The following is a 17,979-nucleotide window of genomic DNA, read 5'->3' on the forward strand; positions in this document are numbered from 1 at the left end:
GCAACCTCCAGGGCGCCCCCCCACCCGAAGTGGAGGCCGGGACGCTCAGTAGGTCAGCGTCATCACCACCGTGTCCGAGTAGGCCCCCGCGACCGCGGCCTGGCCGGCGGGAATCCGCCCGTAGAGGGTGAGGGTGACCTCCACGGCGTTCACGGGGAACACCGGCCCGTAGCGCGAGGTGCCGAGCGTGCCGTTGCCCCAGACGAGCAGGCGGGTGGCGTCCAGGTAGAGGTTGTAGTTGAGCCTGTTGCCCGAGGGGCCCTGGAGCCGGCGGTTGAGGAAGTCGCTGCCGCTCCCGGTGCTCAGGTCGATGGTGACGGGCTGGAACTGCGGCTGGCCGTCGCAGCGGTAGACGATGGCGCCCGTGGCATCCCGGGGGAGCGTGGCCGTGGGTGTGTACACGCCGAAGTTGGGGGCTGTCGCGGAGCGGATCTGACAGACGGCGCCGGCGTCCACGGGCCCCAGCCCTCCCACCGCCGCGACGAGGAGCGCGACCCCGCGCGCCTTCGTGTACGAACCCTTCATCCATCCTCCCGTCCCCGCGAACGACGCGGTCGCCCGGGCATGAGTGGGACGTGGAGGGGCGCGCCGCAACGTCCGCGAGGGACTCCGGCGCTCGGGCGCGAAAGCCGCCGCGTCAGAAGGTCATCGTCATCACGAGCGTGTCGGAGTAGGCGCCCGCCGGGACGGTCTGCTGCGCGGGGATGCGTCCGTAGATGGGCACCGTGACGTCGATGGCGAGCACGGGGATGACCGGCCCGTAGCGCGAGGTCCCCGACACGCCGTTGCCCCAGACGCGCAGCCGGGTCGCGTCCACGTAGAGGTTGTACTCGAGCGTATTGGAGGTGGGGCCTCTCATGCGCCGGTTCGTGAGGTTGCCCGAGTGCCCCGGGCCCAGGTCGATGGTCATCGGCGTGAGCTGCAGCAGGCACAGGTAGGTGATGCTCCCCACGGTGTCCAGCGGGAGCGGGGACGTGGGGTTGTAGTTGGCGAAGTTCAGTCCCACCGCGCTCCGAATCTGACACGCCGCCCATGCCTGCCCGGGTGCGAGCCAACACAGCCCCGTCAGCGCGAGCCCCCACGACCCCAGGGCCTCACCTCGACGACTCATCCACACACCCCACGGTTCCCAGGTCGATGACCTGGCCCGCGAGGGATGGGACCTCCAGTGTCGCGGCGCATCGTCCACCGGGGTGGGTGACGTGTGCCACGTGGCGTCCGGGTGGGATTCCCACCAGTTCGAACTCACCATGCCAGCCGATGGGCGAGCTGTAGCGCTGGCCGTCCACCACGAGCTCGAGCTCGCCGTGCGCGGGCGTGGCCTGTCCGCCCGCGAGCACCAGCGTGCCCCGGAAGGCGCGCACCGAGTCCACCTGGAAGTCGAGCACCACGCCGCCCCGTCGCCACGGCGCCACCAGCTTCTCCGTGGTGCGCACGTACACCTCCAGGGGGAGGTCCCCGTCGGTGAGCGACAGCCGGTTGGCGCCGTACGCCTGCAGCCGCGTCACCATCAGCTCACCGCGCGAGTCCGTATGGCCGATGAGGTGGTTGTCCAACCGCACGCCCACGCCCTCCACGCCCTCCACGCGCACCAGCGCGTAGCCCTGGTCCACCGCGCGCGTGGCGTGGATGCGCCCGCCCAGGGCCACCAGGCCGCCGGACACCTCGGCGGCGCCCACCAGCACGCCCTGGCGCCACTCCGCGCCGCCCGCATAGCGGCCCACGTCCGTCTCGTACTCGACGCGCGCGAGCGCCCGGTCCTGCCGCCCCGCCTGCGCCTGGACCTGGAAGCCCAGTCCGCCCTCGAGCGGGATTCCCCGCGACAGGTCCACCGCCGTGTCGCCGCCGCGCTGTCCCTGCGTGTGGCCCACCGTGCCCGAGGTCCTCGCATCCAGGATGGCCGTCAGGTGCACCATGCCCTCCAGCGCCGAGGGGCCGCGGGACTCCTGGTTGCGGCTGGCCGAGAAGGAGAGCATGGCCCGGTCCATCACCTGGGCGGACGTGGACGCGCCCAGCCACGTCGTCCACCCGCGGCCCTTCCAGCGCGTCACCGCGGCCTGTCCCCCCAGGCTCACGCGGCTGCCCAGCGCCACGAAGAGCGAGCCCCCCGCCTCCAGCCTCGGGTGCGCCCCCGGCGCCCGGCTCGCGTTGGCGTAGTGGGGGCTGAGCGCCCGCGTGAAGAGCGAGCCCCCCGCCCACCGGCCCTGGAGCGAGTAGCCCAGGCCGGCCGCGAGCCCCGTGCGCCGCTCGCTGACGCTCAGCGCCTGCGACACCTCCAGCTCCCCCAGCGGCAGCTGCAGCCACTGCACCGCGCCCGTGCTGACCAGGTCCGGCGACAGCTCCAGCCGCACGCCCGGCGTCAGCCACGACGTGGCGCCCATCCGGAAGTGGCCCAGCATCAGCGGCCGGCCGTAGTCGAAGCTCTCCGTGGCCAGCGACTCGCGCTCGACGCCGAGCGACAGCTGGTAGTCCGCCACCCCCGGCGCGAGCAGCTGCGCGCCCAGCGAGTACGCGGCGCTGACCGCGCGCGTGCGGCCGAAGGCGTCGCGCACCACGTAGCGCGCGGTGCCCTCGCCGCGCGGCACGGCCAGGTTCTCCAGCCGGTAGGGGCCCGGCGGCAGCTCGCTGCGGCTCACCAGGCGGTTGTTGACGTACACCTCCAGCGTCGACGGCGTGGTGACGTCTCCGGCCAGGTCCTGCACCGGGTTGCGCACGAAGTAGGGGTTGAGCTCGAATGCGCGCAGCACGTGCGCGCCCGCCACCACCGCGCCGCCTCCCAGCACGCCCCCGTAGCCCGTGGCCTCGCCGGCGATGGCGCGCAGCATGTGCTCGGGGAAGTCCACGGTGAGCTGGCTCAGCCCCCGCAGGGGCGTGGCGCCGGGGTTCCAGCGCGCCTGGGTGGTGAGGAGCACGCGGCCCAGCGACGCGCCCGTCTCGCCGAACAGCGACACGCGCGCGTTGCGGGCATGGGCCGCGTAGTTGACGAACGCGCTGGGGCTGCCCGTCAGCGCGTAGCCGGGCGGCGCCGCGGGGCTCAGGTTCACCCGCGTGGTGGCGAAGGCCCAGGCGGGCAGCTCGCACACCAGCTCCGTGGTGCGCTCGTCCAGGTGGAAGCGCGCGCCCAGCGACTGGAGCGAGACGTAGTCCTGTCCCTCGATGCGCTCCACGCCCGCGCCCAGCCTCCCCACGTCGACGCCCGCGGCCTCCAGCGCCACGACGGGCATCAGCACGTCCTCGCCCCGCAGCCTGGGGAAGACATCACCCCGGGGGACACCGTTGAGCGTCAGCCCGACGACGATGGGCGCCTGGACGGTGGCGGGCTCCACCGCGCGCGCATGTGCCCCGTGCAGCGCCAGCATCAGCGCCAGCGCCGCCCACGAACACCTCGCTGTCGCACGACTCATGGGACGGTGGGCGCCACGCAGGGGACGGAGGCCTTCACGGGCGAGGACTGGCGGAACACGCCCTGGTCCGTCTCCACCTCCACTTCCAGCGAGCGGATGCGCTGGCACTGCTCCGCCGGCGTCTCCAGGGCGAAGACGCGCGAGCCGCCCGACAGCACGTACCAGCCGGGCTCCTCCTTCTCCACCAGCCGCTGGCCCTTCTCATCCAGCCCGCGCACGCGCGCCTGGCGGATGAAGAAGCTGACGGTGCCCGGGTTCTTCACCCGGAAGTGGAACCGCGACTGGCGCAGGTCCACCTCCTCCACGCGGGCCTGGAGGTCCTTGTGCTGGGGCGCGACGAACACCGGCACCGAGACGCGGGTGAGGATCTTCAGGCCCATGCTCGGTGGCACGGGGCCGAAGGGTGGCAACTCCTCCACGATGAGCCGGAAGGTGCGCTCGGTGTCCCGGGGAGCCGAGGAGATGCCCACCCGGATGGGGCGGGACTCCCCCGGCTCCAACGTCAACATCGACGGGAAGAAGAACACCTCCTGCGTCGGCTCGAGGCTCATGCGCCCGGTCTCGTCCTGGGTCCACGTGTGCATGGACGCCTGGAAGCGCGTGGTCTCGTCGCCCAGGTTCTTCACCGTCACCACCACCCCCCGGGCGCCGCCGACGAGCTCCAGGCGCACGGGGTTGACCTCGACGGAGGCGGCGAGCCCCGGGACGGGCAGCGCGAGGAGCCACAACGCCCACCAGCGCAGGTGGCGGGCCCAGGAAGACAGACGCGGATGCATGGTGCCTCGGGTGGCTCAGAAGGTGATGGTGGCGACGACGGTGTCGCTGTAGGTGCCGGACGGGACGACCTGCCCGCGCGCCACCGTGCCGTAGACAATCACCGGCGTGGACAGGCCCGTGCCGATGTACGGCAGGCCCGTGCCCGCGGTGTTGCCCCACACCACCAGGCGCGCCAGGTCCTGGTAGAGGTCGTAGGCCAGGTAGTCATTGGAGTTGGTGTTGCGCATGCGACGGCGCGGCACCGCGTCCGTCGAGCCCGTGGCGGCGTGGGTGCCCTGGCCCAGCGTCACCACGGCGGTGCCCAGCAGGGTGCACTGCACCGTCAAGGTGCCGGTGCCCAAGAGGTCGATGCCGCCCGCGGAGTTGATGACCACCGGGTCGTAGTTGCCGAAGTTGAGCGTGCCGGAGTTGATGGTGCACGCGGACGCGACGGTGGCCGTCACGGTGAGGTTGGCGGTGGCCGTGGCGGCGTCGGCGCTCGTGGCGGTGAAGAGGGCCGCGGCGGCGGTGGCGGCGGCGAGGGTGCCTCGAATGGCTTTCATGTGAATGACTCCAGCGGCGGACGGGGGAATCCCTTCCGTGGCGTCTGGCCATTGCAGACTGGGCGCCAACGCCCGTGGCGCCAAGGCGGCCAGGCGTGGGGCGCCTCGCACTTCACGCTCGCGGCGTGGAGTGCATGGCACTGCCGGCCCCGCGGGGCCGCGGACTTTCCACCGCCTGTCGTCCGCCGGGGCGAGGGAACCCCGGGCGCGCCTCGGGTCGCCCGGGTGTGCGGGCCCGGAGGGTGGGCGGGTTTCCCTCTCGGGCCCGCCGCTTTCCCTCCCGGGCCCCACGGGGACTCAGGGCTGGAAGGCTTCCTTCACGGCATCCAGGGGAGGATTGGCGCCGGTGGAGGGATTGGTGCAGCCCTGGTTGAGGGTCCAGATGATGGTGCCGCCGAAGCCGTTGGCGCGGGCCCACGCTCCCTTGGCGGCGATGGCCTGCGGCGAGTCATACGAAATCCACCGCACGGTGCCGTCCACCACGGGGCGGGTGAAGGTGACGTAGCTGGACTGGGCCGCCGCGTCCCAGCGGTAGGTGCCGCTGGCGGACAGCTGGAGGATGCGCGCGTAGGTGAAGTCGTTGTCGCTGCCCACGTAGTCGGACCAGTCGGTGTAGGGCTGGTAGGGGCCGGTGATGTTGCGCCAGGCCATGCCGTAGAAGGGCATGCCCATGCCCAGCTTCGCCTTGGGCAGCCCCGCCGCCACCCAGGCGTTGAGGCTGGAGGACACCGACGTCGGATGCGTGCCGGACTCGCCCGTCAGCGCGGAGCTGTACCACGAATCCCAACCGCCCCACGGGCCGGTCATCTCGTACGTCATGACATTCATCTGGTCCATGTAGGGCACCAGGTTGGTGAACCACGGGTCCGCGTCCTCGGGGAAGTTGGCGTTCACCCAGTTGATGGGGATGGTCATCAGCATGTTGGGCCGCGCCGCGCGCAGCTCCCGCACCAATGCCAGCAGGTTGGGCTTGTCCTCCGGCTCGATGGGCTCCCAGTCGATGTCCAGGCCGTCGTAGCCGAAGCTGTCCATGGCGGCGAGGAGGTTGCTGACGAAGCGGGCGCGGTTGGCATTGGAGGCGGCGCCCACCCAGCCGTCGTGCTCCCCGGAGCCGCCCACCATGATGAGCGCCTTGCGGCCCGCGGCGTGCGCCCGCGTGGACAGCGTGCGGGCGATGGCCGGCCCGTTGTCGTTGTCGAACTGGGTGTTCACCGTGCCGTCGGGGTTGGGCGTGACGCGGCCGACCAGGATGTGCGTCAGGGCGCTGAAGTCCACCTTCTCCGGGGGGTACAGGTCCGCGTTCCAGCCGGTGTAATAGCCGGACACCCACAGCCCGCCGCCGGGCGCGGCGCTGACGGTGACGGTGGCCTCGGCGGACCGGCTGGGGTCCGCGAGGCTCTGGGCCACCACGTGGTACGTCCCGGGCGTGGCGGGCGCGGTGTAGACGCCCGCCTGGGTGACGGCGCCGCCGGCGCTGCCCTCGCGCACGCTCCAGAGCACCTGGGTGTTGGTGGTGCCCGTCACCGTGGCGACGAAGGTGCTGGTGCCGCCTGGGGGCAGGGTGACGGCGGGCGGCGAGACGCTGACCTGCACGGGCGCGGGCCCGTCCGAGTCCTCCAGGCGCACCTCGTCGAAGTAGAGCGTGGGCAGCGCCACCCCGCGCGTCTCCTGGAGCACCAGGCCCTTCATGCGCGAGCCGACGGAGAGCAGGGCCGACAGCGGCACCCGGCACGTCACCCAGGTGTTGGCGCGGATGCGGCCCCCGGTGCAGCGGGCGCCCAGGGGCGTGCCCGGCGTGAGCACGTTCTCCTGGAAGGCGCGCACCTGCACCGCCGCGGACTCTCCGCCCGTGCCGCCGTGCACGCGCAGGACCAGGGTGTCGGTGGCCGCCACCACCCGGGGCTCCGTCTGGAAGAACAGGCCTTCATTCGCTCGCATCGTCACGGAGATGGAGTGTCGTCCTCCGGAGACGGGCGAGGTGTTCGTCAGCGAGTGTGGCGCCCAGGAGAAGTCCTGCCACGGCGCCACCATGCCATCCAGGTATATCCAGCTCGTGATGGCCAGCCCCTGCTCCTGGGGGACCTCCGCCCTCGGCTCCTGCGCGTGTGTCTCCCAGGCCGACAGCAGCACCACGGCCATGGCCATCCATCCCACCCAGCGTTTCATGTATTCTCCTCTCGGGGCATGTCGGGCACCGCGCTCAGCCGCGGCGTCGCACGGGCCATGGGCCCCGGTGGCGGTCCGAGATGGACGGGCCACGGGAGGCAAGCTGGGTGAAGAGCCCCCGGCAGCAAACCCCGCCCCCAGTCCCAGACGGCGGCCGTGAGACGACATTCACGCGGCGACTGGGACAATGAATGGCGTCAATCCCTTACAGCAGGCGCCCCTCGTCTGGGATTTCAGCCGCGCTCTGTCGGCTCCAGGGGTGGTGATTCGGACCCGGCTTGCCCACGGCGCCCCGACGTGGGTGGGGCCGGGTGGTCATGGCGCCTGTCGGCCGGTTGGCCCTAGCATCCTCGGGCGAGCCGCGACCGGGACACACGAGGAATCGCTGGGGGTGGGGCGCACATGAGCAAGTGGGGCTTGGGCGCGTCGCCGGAGGCGACCGATGATTTGCTCTCCACGGGTTGTCTCGTGGAGGGCTTCCGGGTGCTGCGGCTGCTCGGCGAGGGCGCGTCGGGGCGTGTCTACCTGGCGCAGGACCTGTCCTTGGGGCGCCACGTCGCGCTCAAGCTCCTGCGGCCGGAGCTGCTCGGTCCTCCTGGCGCGGAGCGGATGTTGGAGGAGGCGCGCACCACGGCCCGCTTCAACCACCCCCACATCGTCACGGTGCACGCCGCGGGCGTGTTCAAGGGGCAGCCCTACCTCGCGCTGGAGTACCTGGAGGGGCAGACGCTGCGGGAGCGGATGTCGCGCGAGCGGCTGTCGCCCGGGGAGGTGCTGCGAATCGGGCGGGCCATCGCGGACGCGCTCGCGGAGGCGCATCGCCACGACATCATCCACGCGGACCTCAAGCCGGAGAACGTCTTCCTGCCGAGGGATGGGCGCCTGCGCGTGGTGGACTTCGGGCTCGCCCGGCACGCGGGCACCACCGCGCAGGCCGCGTCGGGGACGCCCGCGTACATGTCCCCCGAGCGCTGGCGGGGCGCGCCTCCGTCGCCGGCGATGGATGTGTGGTCGCTGGGGGTGATTCTGCACGAGCTGCTGGAGGGGAAGCGGCCGGTGGAGGACGCGCACCTGGCGTCGTTCGCGTTCCAGCCACGTCCGCTCCCGGGGCCGGCGCCGCATCTGCACGGGGCCTCGCTCTTCAAGGACTGCCTGGCGCTCGTGCCCGAGGCGCGGCCCACGGCGCGGGCCCTGGAGCAGGCCCTCACGCAATGGCTGGAGCCGGTGCGCGCCGCGCCGGGGGAAGGGGAGGAGGGCGCGAGGGCGCCGTTCCATGGGCTGCGCTCGTTCGCCGAGGACGAGGCGGAGGACTTCTCGGGACGGGAGGTGGAGGTGGGGGCGCTCGTCGAGCGGCTGCGTCAGGACGCGCCCGTGGTGCTGGTGGGGCCGTCCGGCATCGGCAAGAGCTCGCTGTTGCACGCGGGCGTGGTGCCCCGGCTGCGGCAGATGGCGCGCTGGGAGGTGGTGTCTCTGCGCCCGGGCGCGCGTCCGCTCGCGAGGCTGGTGGAGGTGCTCGGGCTGGAGCGGGAGCTGGCCGAGACGTTGTCCGTGACTCCGGGGGCGCTCGTGGGGCTGCTGCAGGCACGCGCCCCGGGGCCCGCGCTCCTGGCGGTGGATGCGTTCGAGGAGGTCTTCACGCTGGGGGCGCCGGAGGACGCGGTGGCGCTGGCGCGGTGTCTCGCCGCGGTGGCCTCGGCGGGCATCGGTTGGCGGGTGCTGGTGGTGCTCCGCGACGACTACCTGGGGCACTTCGCGCGCGTGGAGCACCTGGGGGGCTTCCTCGGCCATGCCTTCGTGGTGGGGCCGTTGTCGCCTGGGGCCCTGGCCGAGGCCGTCACCGGGCCGCTGCGGCGCGTGGGGTATGCGCTGGAGGACGGGCTGGTCGAGCGCATCGTCGCGGATGTCCGGGCCCAGCCGGTGGGGCTGCCGCTCCTGCAGGCCACGTGCGCGGCGCTCTGGGAGCGCAGGGCGCGGGGGCCCCGGTTGCTGCGGACGAGCGTCTACGAGGAGCTGGGCGGCGTGGCGGGGGCGCTGGCGGCGCAGGGGCGGCAGCTGCTCGGGCAGCTGTCGGCGCGGGACATCCACACGGCGCGGCTGTTGCTGCTGGAGCTGCTCACGCCCGAGGGGACCCGGAGGCCCCGGCTGCGCGAGGAGCTGTTGGAGACGCTGGGGGCGGGGGCGAAGCCGGTGTTGGACGCGCTGCTGACGCACCGGCTGGTGGTGGCCTCGCGGGACGTGAAGACGGACGGGGCGCTGGTGGAGCTGGCGCACGAGGCGCTGGCCACGGCGTGGCCGGAGCTGGCGCGCTGGCGGCAGGAGTCGCGGGACGAGCATCAGCTGGTCAGCGAAATCGACCAGGCCTCGGAGCTGTGGGACCGGCGGGGGCGCAGGGACGAGGAGACGTGGGGCGGGAGCGCGCTGGACCAGGCGTTGCGTCGTCTGTCGGAGGGGCAGGTGCCGTTGGTGAGTCGCTCCCGGGCGTTCTTGGATGCGGGGAGGCGGCGCGAGCAGGGGCGGCTGCGCAGACGGCGGCTGGGGTTCGTCGCGGGAGGGTTGTTGCTGGTGCTCGCGACGGGCATCGGGACGGCGGTGGTGCTCGCGTTCCAGCAGAGCCAGCGGGAGGCGACGCGGCGGCAGCGGGAGATGGAGCTGATGTCCCTGGACCAGGGGGACTTCGACCTCGTGCTGGAGCTCTTCGACTACGACGCGGGCGCGCTCGCGTGGACGCGGGTGCCCGTCACCGAGCCGCTCCGGTGGAGCCTCGCGCCCGCGGAGGTTGGAGGCGAGGGGCCCGCGTATGACGACACGCGGCTGACGCGCCATCCGGGACAGGTGGATGGGGAGGGGGCCTGGCGGGAGCGGGTGCAGGCGCCCTCGAGGGCGGCGTGGCTCACGGTGTGGCGTGGGGCATGTCCGCCCTCTCGGGTGCGGCTGCTGCGATTGCCGGGGTATGCGCAGCGGGCTCGGCGCGAGGCGCTGAGGCTGCCGGTGCCCACGTGCGCCGCGTCGCGGGCCGGGCAGGTGCCCGTTCCGGCGGGGTGGTACTGGCGTCCGGAGGTGAGGCCCGAGCAGGAGGTCCGGGTCCACGTCGACGCGTTCTCGATGGACCGGACGGAGGTGACGAACGCGCAGTTCCAGCTCTTCGAGGAGCACATCCTTCCCCGGGTGGGCGGCCAGCGGGAGGCGCCCCCGAAGCATCCGAAGTATGCCCATGCGGCGGAGGCGTCCCGCCCCGTCTCGGCCATCGACGCGGAGGTGGCCGAGGCGTTCTGCCATTTCCTGGGCAAGGTGTTGCCCACGTATGAGGAGTGGTCGAAGGCAGGGCGCGGCGGTGAGTTCCTGGACGCGGACGGGCGTGTGCCCAATCCCATGCCCCGGCGACAGACGGTGTGGGGTGATGACAGGCGTGTGCCGCCGGCCAACCTGAATGGCGAGGATGTGTTTCCGACGCTCGCGCCCGTGGGGTCGTTCCCAGAGGACCTGGGCCCTTACGGCATGGTCGACCTCGCGGGCAACGTGGCGGAGTGGACCGCGACCGATGCGACGGAAGGGGACTTCCCGGGCTACCGCATGGTCGCCGGGGGGCGGTGGGACGCTCCCCCGGAGGCGCAGCACCACTGGCTCGTCTGGGCCAATCACAAGTCACCCCGCAGCTTTGAATTCGGCATTGGGATGCGCTGTGTGGAACGAGGGCGGCGACGATGAGTCGCGGCTTACGCGTGCTTCTGGAGCGGACGGTAGATTCGGTGTCGCGCCATGCTGCCTCGGAAGGGGACGGCGAGGGCGCTCCACATCGGGTTGGCGTCGTGCATCTGCTTGAGCTGACGAATCATGCGCGAGTGGACCGACGGGATGTCGGCGTCGGGCGTCAGGCCGGCGACCACCGCCGCCGCGACGAGGTGCGCGGCGTACGTCCCCTCTGCCAGCTCCCCGGCGAGCTCCACCGGGCCGCGTGCCAGTCCCCTGGCGAGACGATTGACGCGCGCCTCGTCCTCGTCCCGCCAGTTCTGGATCTGCCCCAACGCATGCCCCTCGAGCGCGGCGGGACGGTAGGTGACGAGGACCTGGGCGACGGCATCCGCGGAGCTCTTGGCCAGCTCACGCGTCACGGAAGCCCCTTCGAGGTCGAGCTTCCTCCCGTTCAGGTCCGTATCCACCTCCCGCTCGATGAGCTCGCCCCAGGCCGTCCCGGCCGCGAAACGGAGCTTCTGGACGGTCGCCGCCGCCAGATAGCCCCGCAGGACGTCCGCGGGATGGGTGTCTTCGGAGGGGCCATCGCGCCGAAGGACCGGCCCACCTCCCCAGGCCGCGTTGAGCCCTCGGAAGTAGCCCACCAGGCCCAGGCCCGCCGTGGGGCCCATGTTGAGGATGCCGAGCACATCCGCGGCCGACTCGTCGATGCGGTCCGCCCAGTAGGTCGCGAGCGAGGGGAAGCTGCTCTTGAGCTGGTCATACACGGCGTTGGAGAGCTCCGCCGTCAACCCCGAATCCGCGTTGAGGATGTCGTGTCCCGCCGCCTCGTGAGGCAGCGCGGCCCAGCCCAACAGCCCTCGCCGCGCATGGGCCGGTGGAAGGCTGACGATGCCCGCCTGTATCCCGAGCACGCTCGAGGTGGCATCCACGGGCCAGGTGTAGGGGCCGAAGTCCGGGTTGCCCCACTTCACCAGCGGCGGCAGCACACCCAGGTCCGGAGGGAGGACCCCCCTGCGGTCCTCGGCGCTGAGGAAGCCATCGACCAGGTCGCTGACGACCTCCTGGAATGCATCCGTCGCCACAGGCTCGTAGCGCTCCGCGTTCTGGAGGACCGCGTGTGCCGCGTCCAGCAGGAGTCCCGCGCTCCCCTCCCGCCTCGGGTCCTGGTGGAGCAACTGCGCGAACCGGGCAGGGCCCAGCTCCGCCACCTTGTTGAGGAGCGGCTGGTAGAAGGTGTCCCGGTAGGCGGCGGGAAGGGTATCGCGCGCGGCGGACAGTCGACTGAACAGCGTCTGATAGCTCGTGGGTTCCATCGGGCCCGGGTCGCCATCCAGCGCCGCGTCGCGAGCGTCCATCGTCAGCTCGCGCAGGTTGTGATGGGTTTTACGCGGCGAGAAGAGGGAGTCCTCCTGCTCTCTGGTGGAGGAGGACAGGGAGGGCACGGGGGTGATGGGCATCTTCTTGAGTCGTGACATGGGTTCCTCGGTGGAAGGCCCCGATGCTCGGCATCCTGCGGGGCCCACGTCACCGTGAGAGCAATCACCATGCCTTGACACGCGGATGGTTGATGCAGACGTATGTGAAACGGCCGGGCGACATGTCTGTCAACTTCCGTGGACAACGCCTTTCGCGCCCGTCAAAGAATCTGGACGCTCGGAACGGATGTGACGCCGACGTCTCCTCTGGGCGGGACGTGGCGTGGTCCCTGCAATGACTGTCCGAGCCCATGCGCTCCCTCTGGCTCGCCAGCATTGCCGTGCTTCGAACGGGTGGTATCGTGACTGACATGGTCACCCCCGAGGCTCGCATTGCCCGTGAGCGAGATTTGTATCTCGCGGTGCTTCGCGTCATGGATGCACCCAATCCCCTCCAACCCCTTCAGGATGTCCTGACCTATCTGGTCGAGCTGGCCGACGCGCAACGTGCGGGGCTCGAACTGTATGGAGATGGCTCGGTCGAGCGCCGGGAGTGGTCGCTCTTCCATGGTTGTTCGGAGCTGGAGCGCGAGGAGATTCGCGAGCTGACCTCTCGCGGAATCGTCGCGTCGGCCATCGCCGCTGGCAAGTCCGTGCACACGGCGCACGCACTGCTGGACGCACGCTTCTCCGGCTCCGCCAGCGTCAAGTCCCAGCGATTGGAGGCGGTCCTCTGCGTGCCCCTGGCGGGACGACTGCCGGGCGTCCTCTATCTCGAGGGAAAGCGCGGTGCGGGGCCCTTCTCCGAAGAGTTGGTGATGCTCGTGGAATCCGTGGCCCACTTCCTGGGCACGGCCGCCGAGCGGGCCCTGCTCCAGAACAAGGGGCGTGGGGATGACCCGACCCACCCCTACCGGCAACGCTTCCAACTGGAGGACATCGTCGGGCGGAGCCCGGGGATCGCACAGGTGTTCGCGCAGCTCGCCGTCGCCGCACCGCTCGACGTGACGGTGATGATCAGCGGCCCTTCGGGGACGGGGAAGACCCAGCTGGCGCAGGCGCTCCACGTCAACAGCAAGCGCAGGCTGGCGCCATTCGTGGAGCTCAACTGCGCGGCGGTTCCGGAAGGTCTCTTCGAGAGCGAGTTCTTCGGGGCCTTTCCCGGGGCCTTCCCTGGGGCGCGCCGGACCATCGGAAAGGTGGAGGCAGCGGAGGGCGGGACGCTCTTCCTCGACGAAATCGCCGAGATTCCCCTGGCTGCGCAGGCCAAGCTGCTCCAGTTGCTCCAGTCCCGACAGTACTTCCCGCTGGCCAGTCCCAAGCCCTTCAAGGCGAATGTCCGCCTGGTGGCCGCGAGCAACGCCAACCTGGAGCAGCTCGTCCGCGAGCGGCGCTTCCGCGAGGACCTCTTCTACCGGCTCAATGTCCTGCCTGTCCGGATGCCCTCACTGGCCGAGCGGCGCGAGGACATCGCCCCCTTGGTTGAGGCACTGCTCGCGCGGCTGGCCGAGGAGAATGGCTTGCCGAGATTGAGCCCCTCTCCCGCGTGCTTCGCCGCCTGCGAGACGGCGGAATGGCCCGGGAACATCCGTCAGCTCCGGCACCGTCTGGAGGCCGCGCTCATCCGTGCCAGCGCCGAGGCCGCGACGTTCCTGGAGCCACGCCACTTGTTCGAGTCGGCAGCCGTTTCACCGGCCGGAATCATTTCATTCCATGAAGCAACACGCCGCTTCCAACGAGACCTGCTGCGCCGCGAGCTGGAGTGCGTGGATTGGTGTGTCACGGATGTCGCCCGGCGGCTCGACCTGACACGCCAGCATGTCTACAACCTGATGAAGGCTTTCAGTCTGACACGGGAATCCAAATAAGCAGACAGTTGAAGTCCCACCCGCAGTCCCGGAGTGCCCCATGCCCCCGACGCCGTTCTACGATGACTCCACCCAGACGCCTCAGAACTCGGTGCAGGATTTGAGGAACTGGTGGATGCCCACCGTCGAGAAGTTCCCCTCCAAGGGGTACCGGGCCTACAAGGTCCAGGTGAAGAGCACGATTCCGAATGCCTTCACGTTCGACTTGATGGCGCTCGACGGAGCCTCTCCCACGTGTGTGGGGTTGACGGTCGACCTCGGGAACCCCGCGGACGTGTGGCCGGGGCTGCCGTCGACGGCGGTGTTCGCACAGGTGGGCCAGTTCGGATACCTGCTGCTGTCGGAAGCGTACCTCAGGGGTCAGCAGGTCACGAACCTGGACGCCTACTCGGATGGGAAGGGAAAGTGGCCCTTCGGCACCGACAGGCTGCAGCGTCGGGGGAACGCGGTCCGCGACGAGATGCTGCGCTCCATGTCCCTGCTGCTGGCGTCGCTGGCGGCCCTGCAGGACGAAGGGTGAGGGAGATGCCATGCACTTGACCATCATTGCGTATGCCTCGACCCTCGACTGGGAGGTCGAACGGGCCGTCTTCCTCGTGGATGAAGTGCGGGATGCCCGGCGCAGGTTCGAGCGCTGTCAGAAGGTGGAGAACCTTCAGCATGTCGTGAAGGAGGCGGTCAGCTTCGCCCGGGCGAAACTGAGCCGGCTGGACATCTTTGGTCATGGGCAGCCAGGGACGCTGACGCTCGGGGACTCGGGCGAAGACATCGTGACGCCCGATGAAGCGAGCTGGAAACACTTGCTGGCGCTCGATGGATTCCTCGACGATACCGCCGAGCTGAGGCTGTTGGGTTGCGATACGGCGGTGGGAGTCGAGGGCCGGCATGTCCTGCAAGGGCTCCAGGCGGGCTTGTCGAAGAATGGCAAGCAGCGCACCGTCTGGGGGACCATCGCGACGCTCTCCAGCTTTGATTTCGGCCCCCAGGGATTTCGTGAGGCGGTTGCGAGCGCCTACCTGCGCTCCGCGTCACAACTGACGGAGCCGGCACAGGGAGTCCTTCGGTTTGGACTCATGGATGACAGCCTCCAGGAGGAAATCCAGGCGGGGCTGGCGTTGCTCCCCGAGGGGTATGTCCCGGCTGGGTTCCATGACATGCATGGAGCCATTGTCGAGGAGCGCTCGCAGAAGAGCGGGCGGCAGCTCACGATGCTTGCTGCGCGCCGATTGATTGCAATCAGCTCGAATCAGATGCGCGGAGTCGCGCTGTACCGGTGGGAGCCCACGGTGGCGCCACCCAGCAGGCAGGTCATCTTGAGCCATTCGAGCCGATGAGCTCGGGCCAGGGCTGATATTACTTCAAGGCAAGCGGTGGGTTGTGTTCGTTGAGTCCACGGACACGGGGGACGTGTCTCCATGTCCTGGGGGCAGTGCGCCCGTCGGTGCGGTCGGGCGCACTGCTGCCGGCGTGATGTCGATGGGGCCCATGTGTCGCTTCCGGTGCCAGGGGTATCTCTTTTTCTGAGGCGTGTATGACAGAGATGCGCGCCGGAACTTGAGACAAGCATGCCGCCGCTGGAGAACTGGAGGCAGGCAAGGCGTATGAAGAAGCCCGGCGAGCGACGAAGGCGGCAGGTGATGCTCAATCCCAGGCCCGCAGGGCGACGAGTGAGGCAATAGCCGCGAAGGGCCTGGCGGGAGATACGAAGGTCGAGGCCGCCCGCGCCAGGTCTGAAGCGACCGCCGCCAAGAACGAAGCTGCTCGGGCCAGAAACGAAGTGGAGGGCGCCACAAACGGCTCGGGGGGCAAAACCACCTCCTCCTCGGGCACATTGCCTGACACACCTGGCACAGGTCGTACCGACGAGGCCTCATCGGGAACGTGAGAGGCGCGGAGGTCTGCCTGGCCCCGTACTTTCGCGGCCTTCCAGGGTGCTCTGAATCCCAGGTTCCACTACACTTCCAGGAAACCTGTGACTCCCAGTTGGAGACGAATGATGTTCAGTGCCTTTCCGCGCACCCTGCGAAGCCTCGCCGCCATGGCGGCCCTCCTGTCCCTGACCGCCTGTGGCGACGACGACGACAACACCCCCGAGCCGCCCGGGCCCCTGGCGTGTGACGCCTCCACCTACGCCGAGGCCGTGCGCAACGCGGCGGAGCCCACGAGCGCCGACATCTCCACGGACCTGTGGGCCATCAGCCCGTCCAACACGAAGCTCGTCTGGAACGAGGACAAGACGGCCGTGCGCATGGCCATCTGGACCACGTTCCAGGGTTACACGGTGGGCCAGAACACGCTGACCCGCGAGGTGTGGGTCACCCCCGCGCCGCAGCTGCAGACGTTCTGCAAGACGGTGCCCCAGGACAAGCTGGTGGCGCGCGTCAACCAGTACCTGGGCCTGCCCCCCGCGGGCGAGAGCGACAACGGGCGCTACATCGTCGAGCTGTGGGTGAAGCCCTCGGACATGTTCCGCCCCTGCCCGGACTCGGAGATCGACGACGGCAGCTGCGGCCTGCAGTTCCCCGAGTCCGCCACCAACGAGCACAAGAACTGGATGAACGCGTACTTCGCCTCCAGCTACGGCTTCTGGCAGCGCACGCAGTACCCGTGGACCGGCCTGGGCTACACGTATGACTGGTGCAACGCCGACACGCACGTCGGCGCCAGCGAGTACGTGGTCCGCTCCGGCTCCATCGTCGACGTGACGGGCAAGTTCGAGCGCGCCGTCTACTGCGCGCAGTAGTCGCCGCACCGCCCTCCGGTCCGCTCACCTGAGCCGTGAGCGGGCCGTGGGCTCCAACTGCAACGTCTCCGGCTCCGCCTTCAGCTTCGCGCGCAGCCCGGGGCGCACCGTCTCCTTCCAGCCGCGTGAGCCCTCCAGCCGCTCCACGTGCGCGCGGTACGCCTCCCGACTCGCGAACCGCGTGAAGTAGACGACCACGTGCTCCCCCTCGCGCACGGGCAGCGCGGGGAAGGTGTTCGTCGCGTGCTCGCTCTGGAACACCGCCAGGGGCGTGGCCCCCGCCATCGTCAGCTCCGGCACCAGCTTCCCCTCGACGTACTCCAGGAACGCCGCGTCAACGGGCGCGTCGCGGTGGAGAATCGTCGCCACGATGAGTGAGCCGGGCACCTCGCGCGCCTCCACGCCCGGGCGTGCCTGGGACGACGCGGGGAACCCCCGTCGGCCCGGGAGCGGCTTCAGCAGGAGCACGTTCGACGAGTCCAGCATCGTCGCGTTCGCGGCCTCCCGGTGCGCCTTCCACACCGGGCCGCCATAGAAGGACCTCAGCGCCGCCTCGCGCGCCACCATGTCCGGGAAGCCGCGCAGCCACACGAAGCGCTCGGGCCTCGCCGCGTCCCGGAACTGACCGACGAGCCGGGCGCCTCGCTCCTCCTGGCTCTCGATGAACTCCCGCTCGAACAGCGAGACGAGCACGTCCCGCTGCCCCTCGCGCAGCGTGTACTGCCTCAACTCCAGCACGGCACAGCATTCATCCGACGACGGTTTCACGGGCGTGGCTCCAGCACCGGAGGCCGGCGGGAGCGCGTGGGCCGTCCACGTCAGGGACCCGCAGAGAACGAGGAGGGGCAGTCGCATCGGGCCTTCCGGAAGAAGAAGGCCCCACGGTACGGACGAACTAGGACAGTTCCGGTCCTCATTCGGACGGCCCGCGCCGCGCGGCTCAGGGCACGTAGGCGACGCAGTCGATCTCCACCATCAGTCCCTCGTCGGGGAGCGCCGACACCTGCACGGTGGTGCGCGCGGGGCGGTGTCCGGCGAAGACGCGCTCGTAGACGGCGTTCATCCGGCGGAAGTCCTTCATGTCCGTCAGGAAGACGCCGCAGCGCAGGACGTGCTGGAGGCTGGAGCCGCCCGCCACGAGGATGCGCTCGAGGTTTCGCAGCACCTGCTCCGTCTGCGCCTCGATTCCCTCCGCCTGCTTCCCGGTGGCCGGGTCCGTGGCGGCCTGTCCGGAGACGAAGAGCAGCGACTCCAGCTTCATCGCGGGCGAGTAGGGCCCCACGGGCTTGGGCAGCCCCGGCGCGCTCACGACTTCGTGTTTCGTCGACGTCATGGGTGGATGCCTCCTGGAGCCAGGGACCCCACATGACC

General features: G+C 70.4%; 14 protein-coding genes. 5 read left to right on the plus strand and 9 right to left on the minus strand.

Annotated elements, in window-relative coordinates:
* Nucleotides 1-45: 45 nt before the first annotated feature.
* The 6 genes from K8625_RS29625 to K8625_RS29650 form a co-directional block, all read right to left on the minus strand.
* Complete coding sequence (locus K8625_RS29625) at nucleotides 46-525, minus strand: spore coat U domain-containing protein (RefSeq protein ID WP_223747975.1); 480 nt, start codon at nucleotides 523-525, stop codon at nucleotides 46-48.
* 112 nt (nucleotides 526-637) lie between these two features.
* A complete protein-coding gene (locus K8625_RS29630; protein WP_223784597.1) occupies nucleotides 638-1,111 on the minus strand; it encodes a spore coat U domain-containing protein in 474 nt (157 codons plus the stop codon).
* Complete coding sequence (locus tag K8625_RS29635; RefSeq protein ID WP_223784598.1) at nucleotides 1,095-3,404, minus strand: fimbria/pilus outer membrane usher protein; 2,310 nt, start codon at nucleotides 3,402-3,404, stop codon at nucleotides 1,095-1,097. Before K8625_RS29635 ends, K8625_RS29630 begins: the two co-directional genes overlap by 17 nt.
* Entirely contained in the window at nucleotides 3,401-4,180 is a 780-nt protein-coding gene (locus K8625_RS29640; protein ID WP_223747978.1) for a molecular chaperone, read from the minus strand. Before K8625_RS29640 ends, K8625_RS29635 begins: the two co-directional genes overlap by 4 nt.
* A 15-nt stretch (nucleotides 4,181-4,195) precedes the next feature.
* On the minus strand, nucleotides 4,196-4,723 hold the full coding sequence (gene pru, locus K8625_RS29645) for a fruiting body spore coat protein U (protein WP_223784599.1): 528 nt from the start codon (nucleotides 4,721-4,723) through the stop codon (nucleotides 4,196-4,198).
* A 297-nt stretch (nucleotides 4,724-5,020) separates the two neighbouring features.
* Nucleotides 5,021-6,889 (minus strand): glycosyl hydrolase family 18 protein, encoded by a 1,869-nt coding sequence (locus K8625_RS29650; protein WP_223784600.1) that lies wholly within the window; start codon nucleotides 6,887-6,889, stop codon nucleotides 5,021-5,023.
* Nucleotides 6,890-7,291: 402 nt separating this feature from the next.
* On the opposite strand from K8625_RS29650, the gene K8625_RS29655 reads away from it, so the two are divergent.
* Nucleotides 7,292-10,594 (plus strand): bifunctional serine/threonine-protein kinase/formylglycine-generating enzyme family protein, encoded by a 3,303-nt coding sequence (locus K8625_RS29655; RefSeq protein WP_223784601.1) that lies wholly within the window; start codon nucleotides 7,292-7,294, stop codon nucleotides 10,592-10,594.
* A gap of 8 nt (nucleotides 10,595-10,602) precedes the next feature.
* Here the strand turns inward: K8625_RS29655 and K8625_RS29660 are convergent, their stop codons facing one another.
* The gene (locus K8625_RS29660; RefSeq protein ID WP_223747982.1) at nucleotides 10,603-12,057 is read right to left on the minus strand and encodes a hypothetical protein; all 1,455 of its coding nucleotides are present in this window, start codon (nucleotides 12,055-12,057) and stop codon (nucleotides 10,603-10,605) included.
* A 311-nt stretch (nucleotides 12,058-12,368) separates the two neighbouring features.
* Between K8625_RS29660 and K8625_RS29665 the strand changes: the two genes are divergently transcribed.
* The 4 genes from K8625_RS29665 (at nucleotide 12,369) to K8625_RS29680 (ending at nucleotide 16,608) form a co-directional block, all read left to right on the plus strand.
* Nucleotides 12,369-13,865 carry a sigma-54-dependent Fis family transcriptional regulator gene (locus tag K8625_RS29665; protein WP_223748033.1) on the plus strand — a complete coding sequence of 499 codons (1,497 nt, stop codon included), beginning with the start codon at nucleotides 12,369-12,371 and terminating at the stop codon, nucleotides 13,863-13,865.
* 40 nt (nucleotides 13,866-13,905) lie between these two features.
* The gene (locus K8625_RS29670) at nucleotides 13,906-14,385 is read left to right on the plus strand and encodes a hypothetical protein (protein WP_223747983.1); all 480 of its coding nucleotides are present in this window, start codon (nucleotides 13,906-13,908) and stop codon (nucleotides 14,383-14,385) included.
* 10 nt (nucleotides 14,386-14,395) lie between these two features.
* Nucleotides 14,396-15,199 (plus strand): DUF4347 domain-containing protein, encoded by an 804-nt coding sequence (locus tag K8625_RS29675; protein ID WP_223784602.1) that lies wholly within the window; start codon nucleotides 14,396-14,398, stop codon nucleotides 15,197-15,199.
* A gap of 662 nt (nucleotides 15,200-15,861) precedes the next feature.
* Entirely contained in the window at nucleotides 15,862-16,608 is a 747-nt protein-coding gene (locus K8625_RS29680; protein WP_223784603.1) for a hypothetical protein, read from the plus strand.
* Between the two features lie 24 nt (nucleotides 16,609-16,632).
* On the opposite strand, the gene K8625_RS29685 is transcribed toward K8625_RS29680, so the two are convergent.
* Together K8625_RS29685 and K8625_RS29690 are read right to left on the minus strand one after the other, a co-directional pair.
* Nucleotides 16,633-17,346: an NIPSNAP family protein gene (locus K8625_RS29685; protein ID WP_223784604.1), complete on the minus strand. Its 714-nt coding sequence runs from the start codon at nucleotides 17,344-17,346 to the stop codon at nucleotides 16,633-16,635.
* Nucleotides 17,347-17,548: 202 nt separating this feature from the next.
* Nucleotides 17,549-17,941: a RidA family protein gene (locus tag K8625_RS29690; protein WP_074958353.1), complete on the minus strand. Its 393-nt coding sequence runs from the start codon at nucleotides 17,939-17,941 to the stop codon at nucleotides 17,549-17,551.
* Nucleotides 17,942-17,979 lie beyond the last annotated feature (38 nt).

It is taken from the genome of Myxococcus sp. AS-1-15 (assembly GCF_020037055.1).
Taxonomy (GTDB): domain Bacteria; phylum Myxococcota; class Myxococcia; order Myxococcales; family Myxococcaceae; genus Myxococcus; species Myxococcus fulvus.

Coding starts and splice junctions, on each gene's coding strand:
- K8625_RS29625 (WP_223747975.1), bottom strand. CDS start 525: ATGAAGGGTTCGTACACGAAGGCGCGCGGGGTCGCGCTCCTCGTCGCG.
- K8625_RS29630 (WP_223784597.1), bottom strand. CDS start 1,111: ATGAGTCGTCGAGGTGAGGCCCTGGGGTCGTGGGGGCTCGCGCTGACG.
- K8625_RS29635 (WP_223784598.1), bottom strand. CDS start 3,404: ATGAGTCGTGCGACAGCGAGGTGTTCGTGGGCGGCGCTGGCGCTGATG.
- K8625_RS29640 (WP_223747978.1), bottom strand. CDS start 4,180: ATGCATCCGCGTCTGTCTTCCTGGGCCCGCCACCTGCGCTGGTGGGCG.
- pru (WP_223784599.1), bottom strand. CDS start 4,723: ATGAAAGCCATTCGAGGCACCCTCGCCGCCGCCACCGCCGCCGCGGCC.
- K8625_RS29650 (WP_223784600.1), bottom strand. CDS start 6,889: ATGAAACGCTGGGTGGGATGGATGGCCATGGCCGTGGTGCTGCTGTCG.
- K8625_RS29655 (WP_223784601.1), top strand. CDS start 7,292: ATGAGCAAGTGGGGCTTGGGCGCGTCGCCGGAGGCGACCGATGATTTG.
- K8625_RS29660 (WP_223747982.1), bottom strand. CDS start 12,057: ATGTCACGACTCAAGAAGATGCCCATCACCCCCGTGCCCTCCCTGTCC.
- K8625_RS29665 (WP_223748033.1), top strand. CDS start 12,369: ATGGTCACCCCCGAGGCTCGCATTGCCCGTGAGCGAGATTTGTATCTC.
- K8625_RS29670 (WP_223747983.1), top strand. CDS start 13,906: ATGCCCCCGACGCCGTTCTACGATGACTCCACCCAGACGCCTCAGAAC.
- K8625_RS29675 (WP_223784602.1), top strand. CDS start 14,396: ATGCACTTGACCATCATTGCGTATGCCTCGACCCTCGACTGGGAGGTC.
- K8625_RS29680 (WP_223784603.1), top strand. CDS start 15,862: ATGTTCAGTGCCTTTCCGCGCACCCTGCGAAGCCTCGCCGCCATGGCG.
- K8625_RS29690 (WP_074958353.1), bottom strand. CDS start 17,941: ATGACGTCGACGAAACACGAAGTCGTGAGCGCGCCGGGGCTGCCCAAG.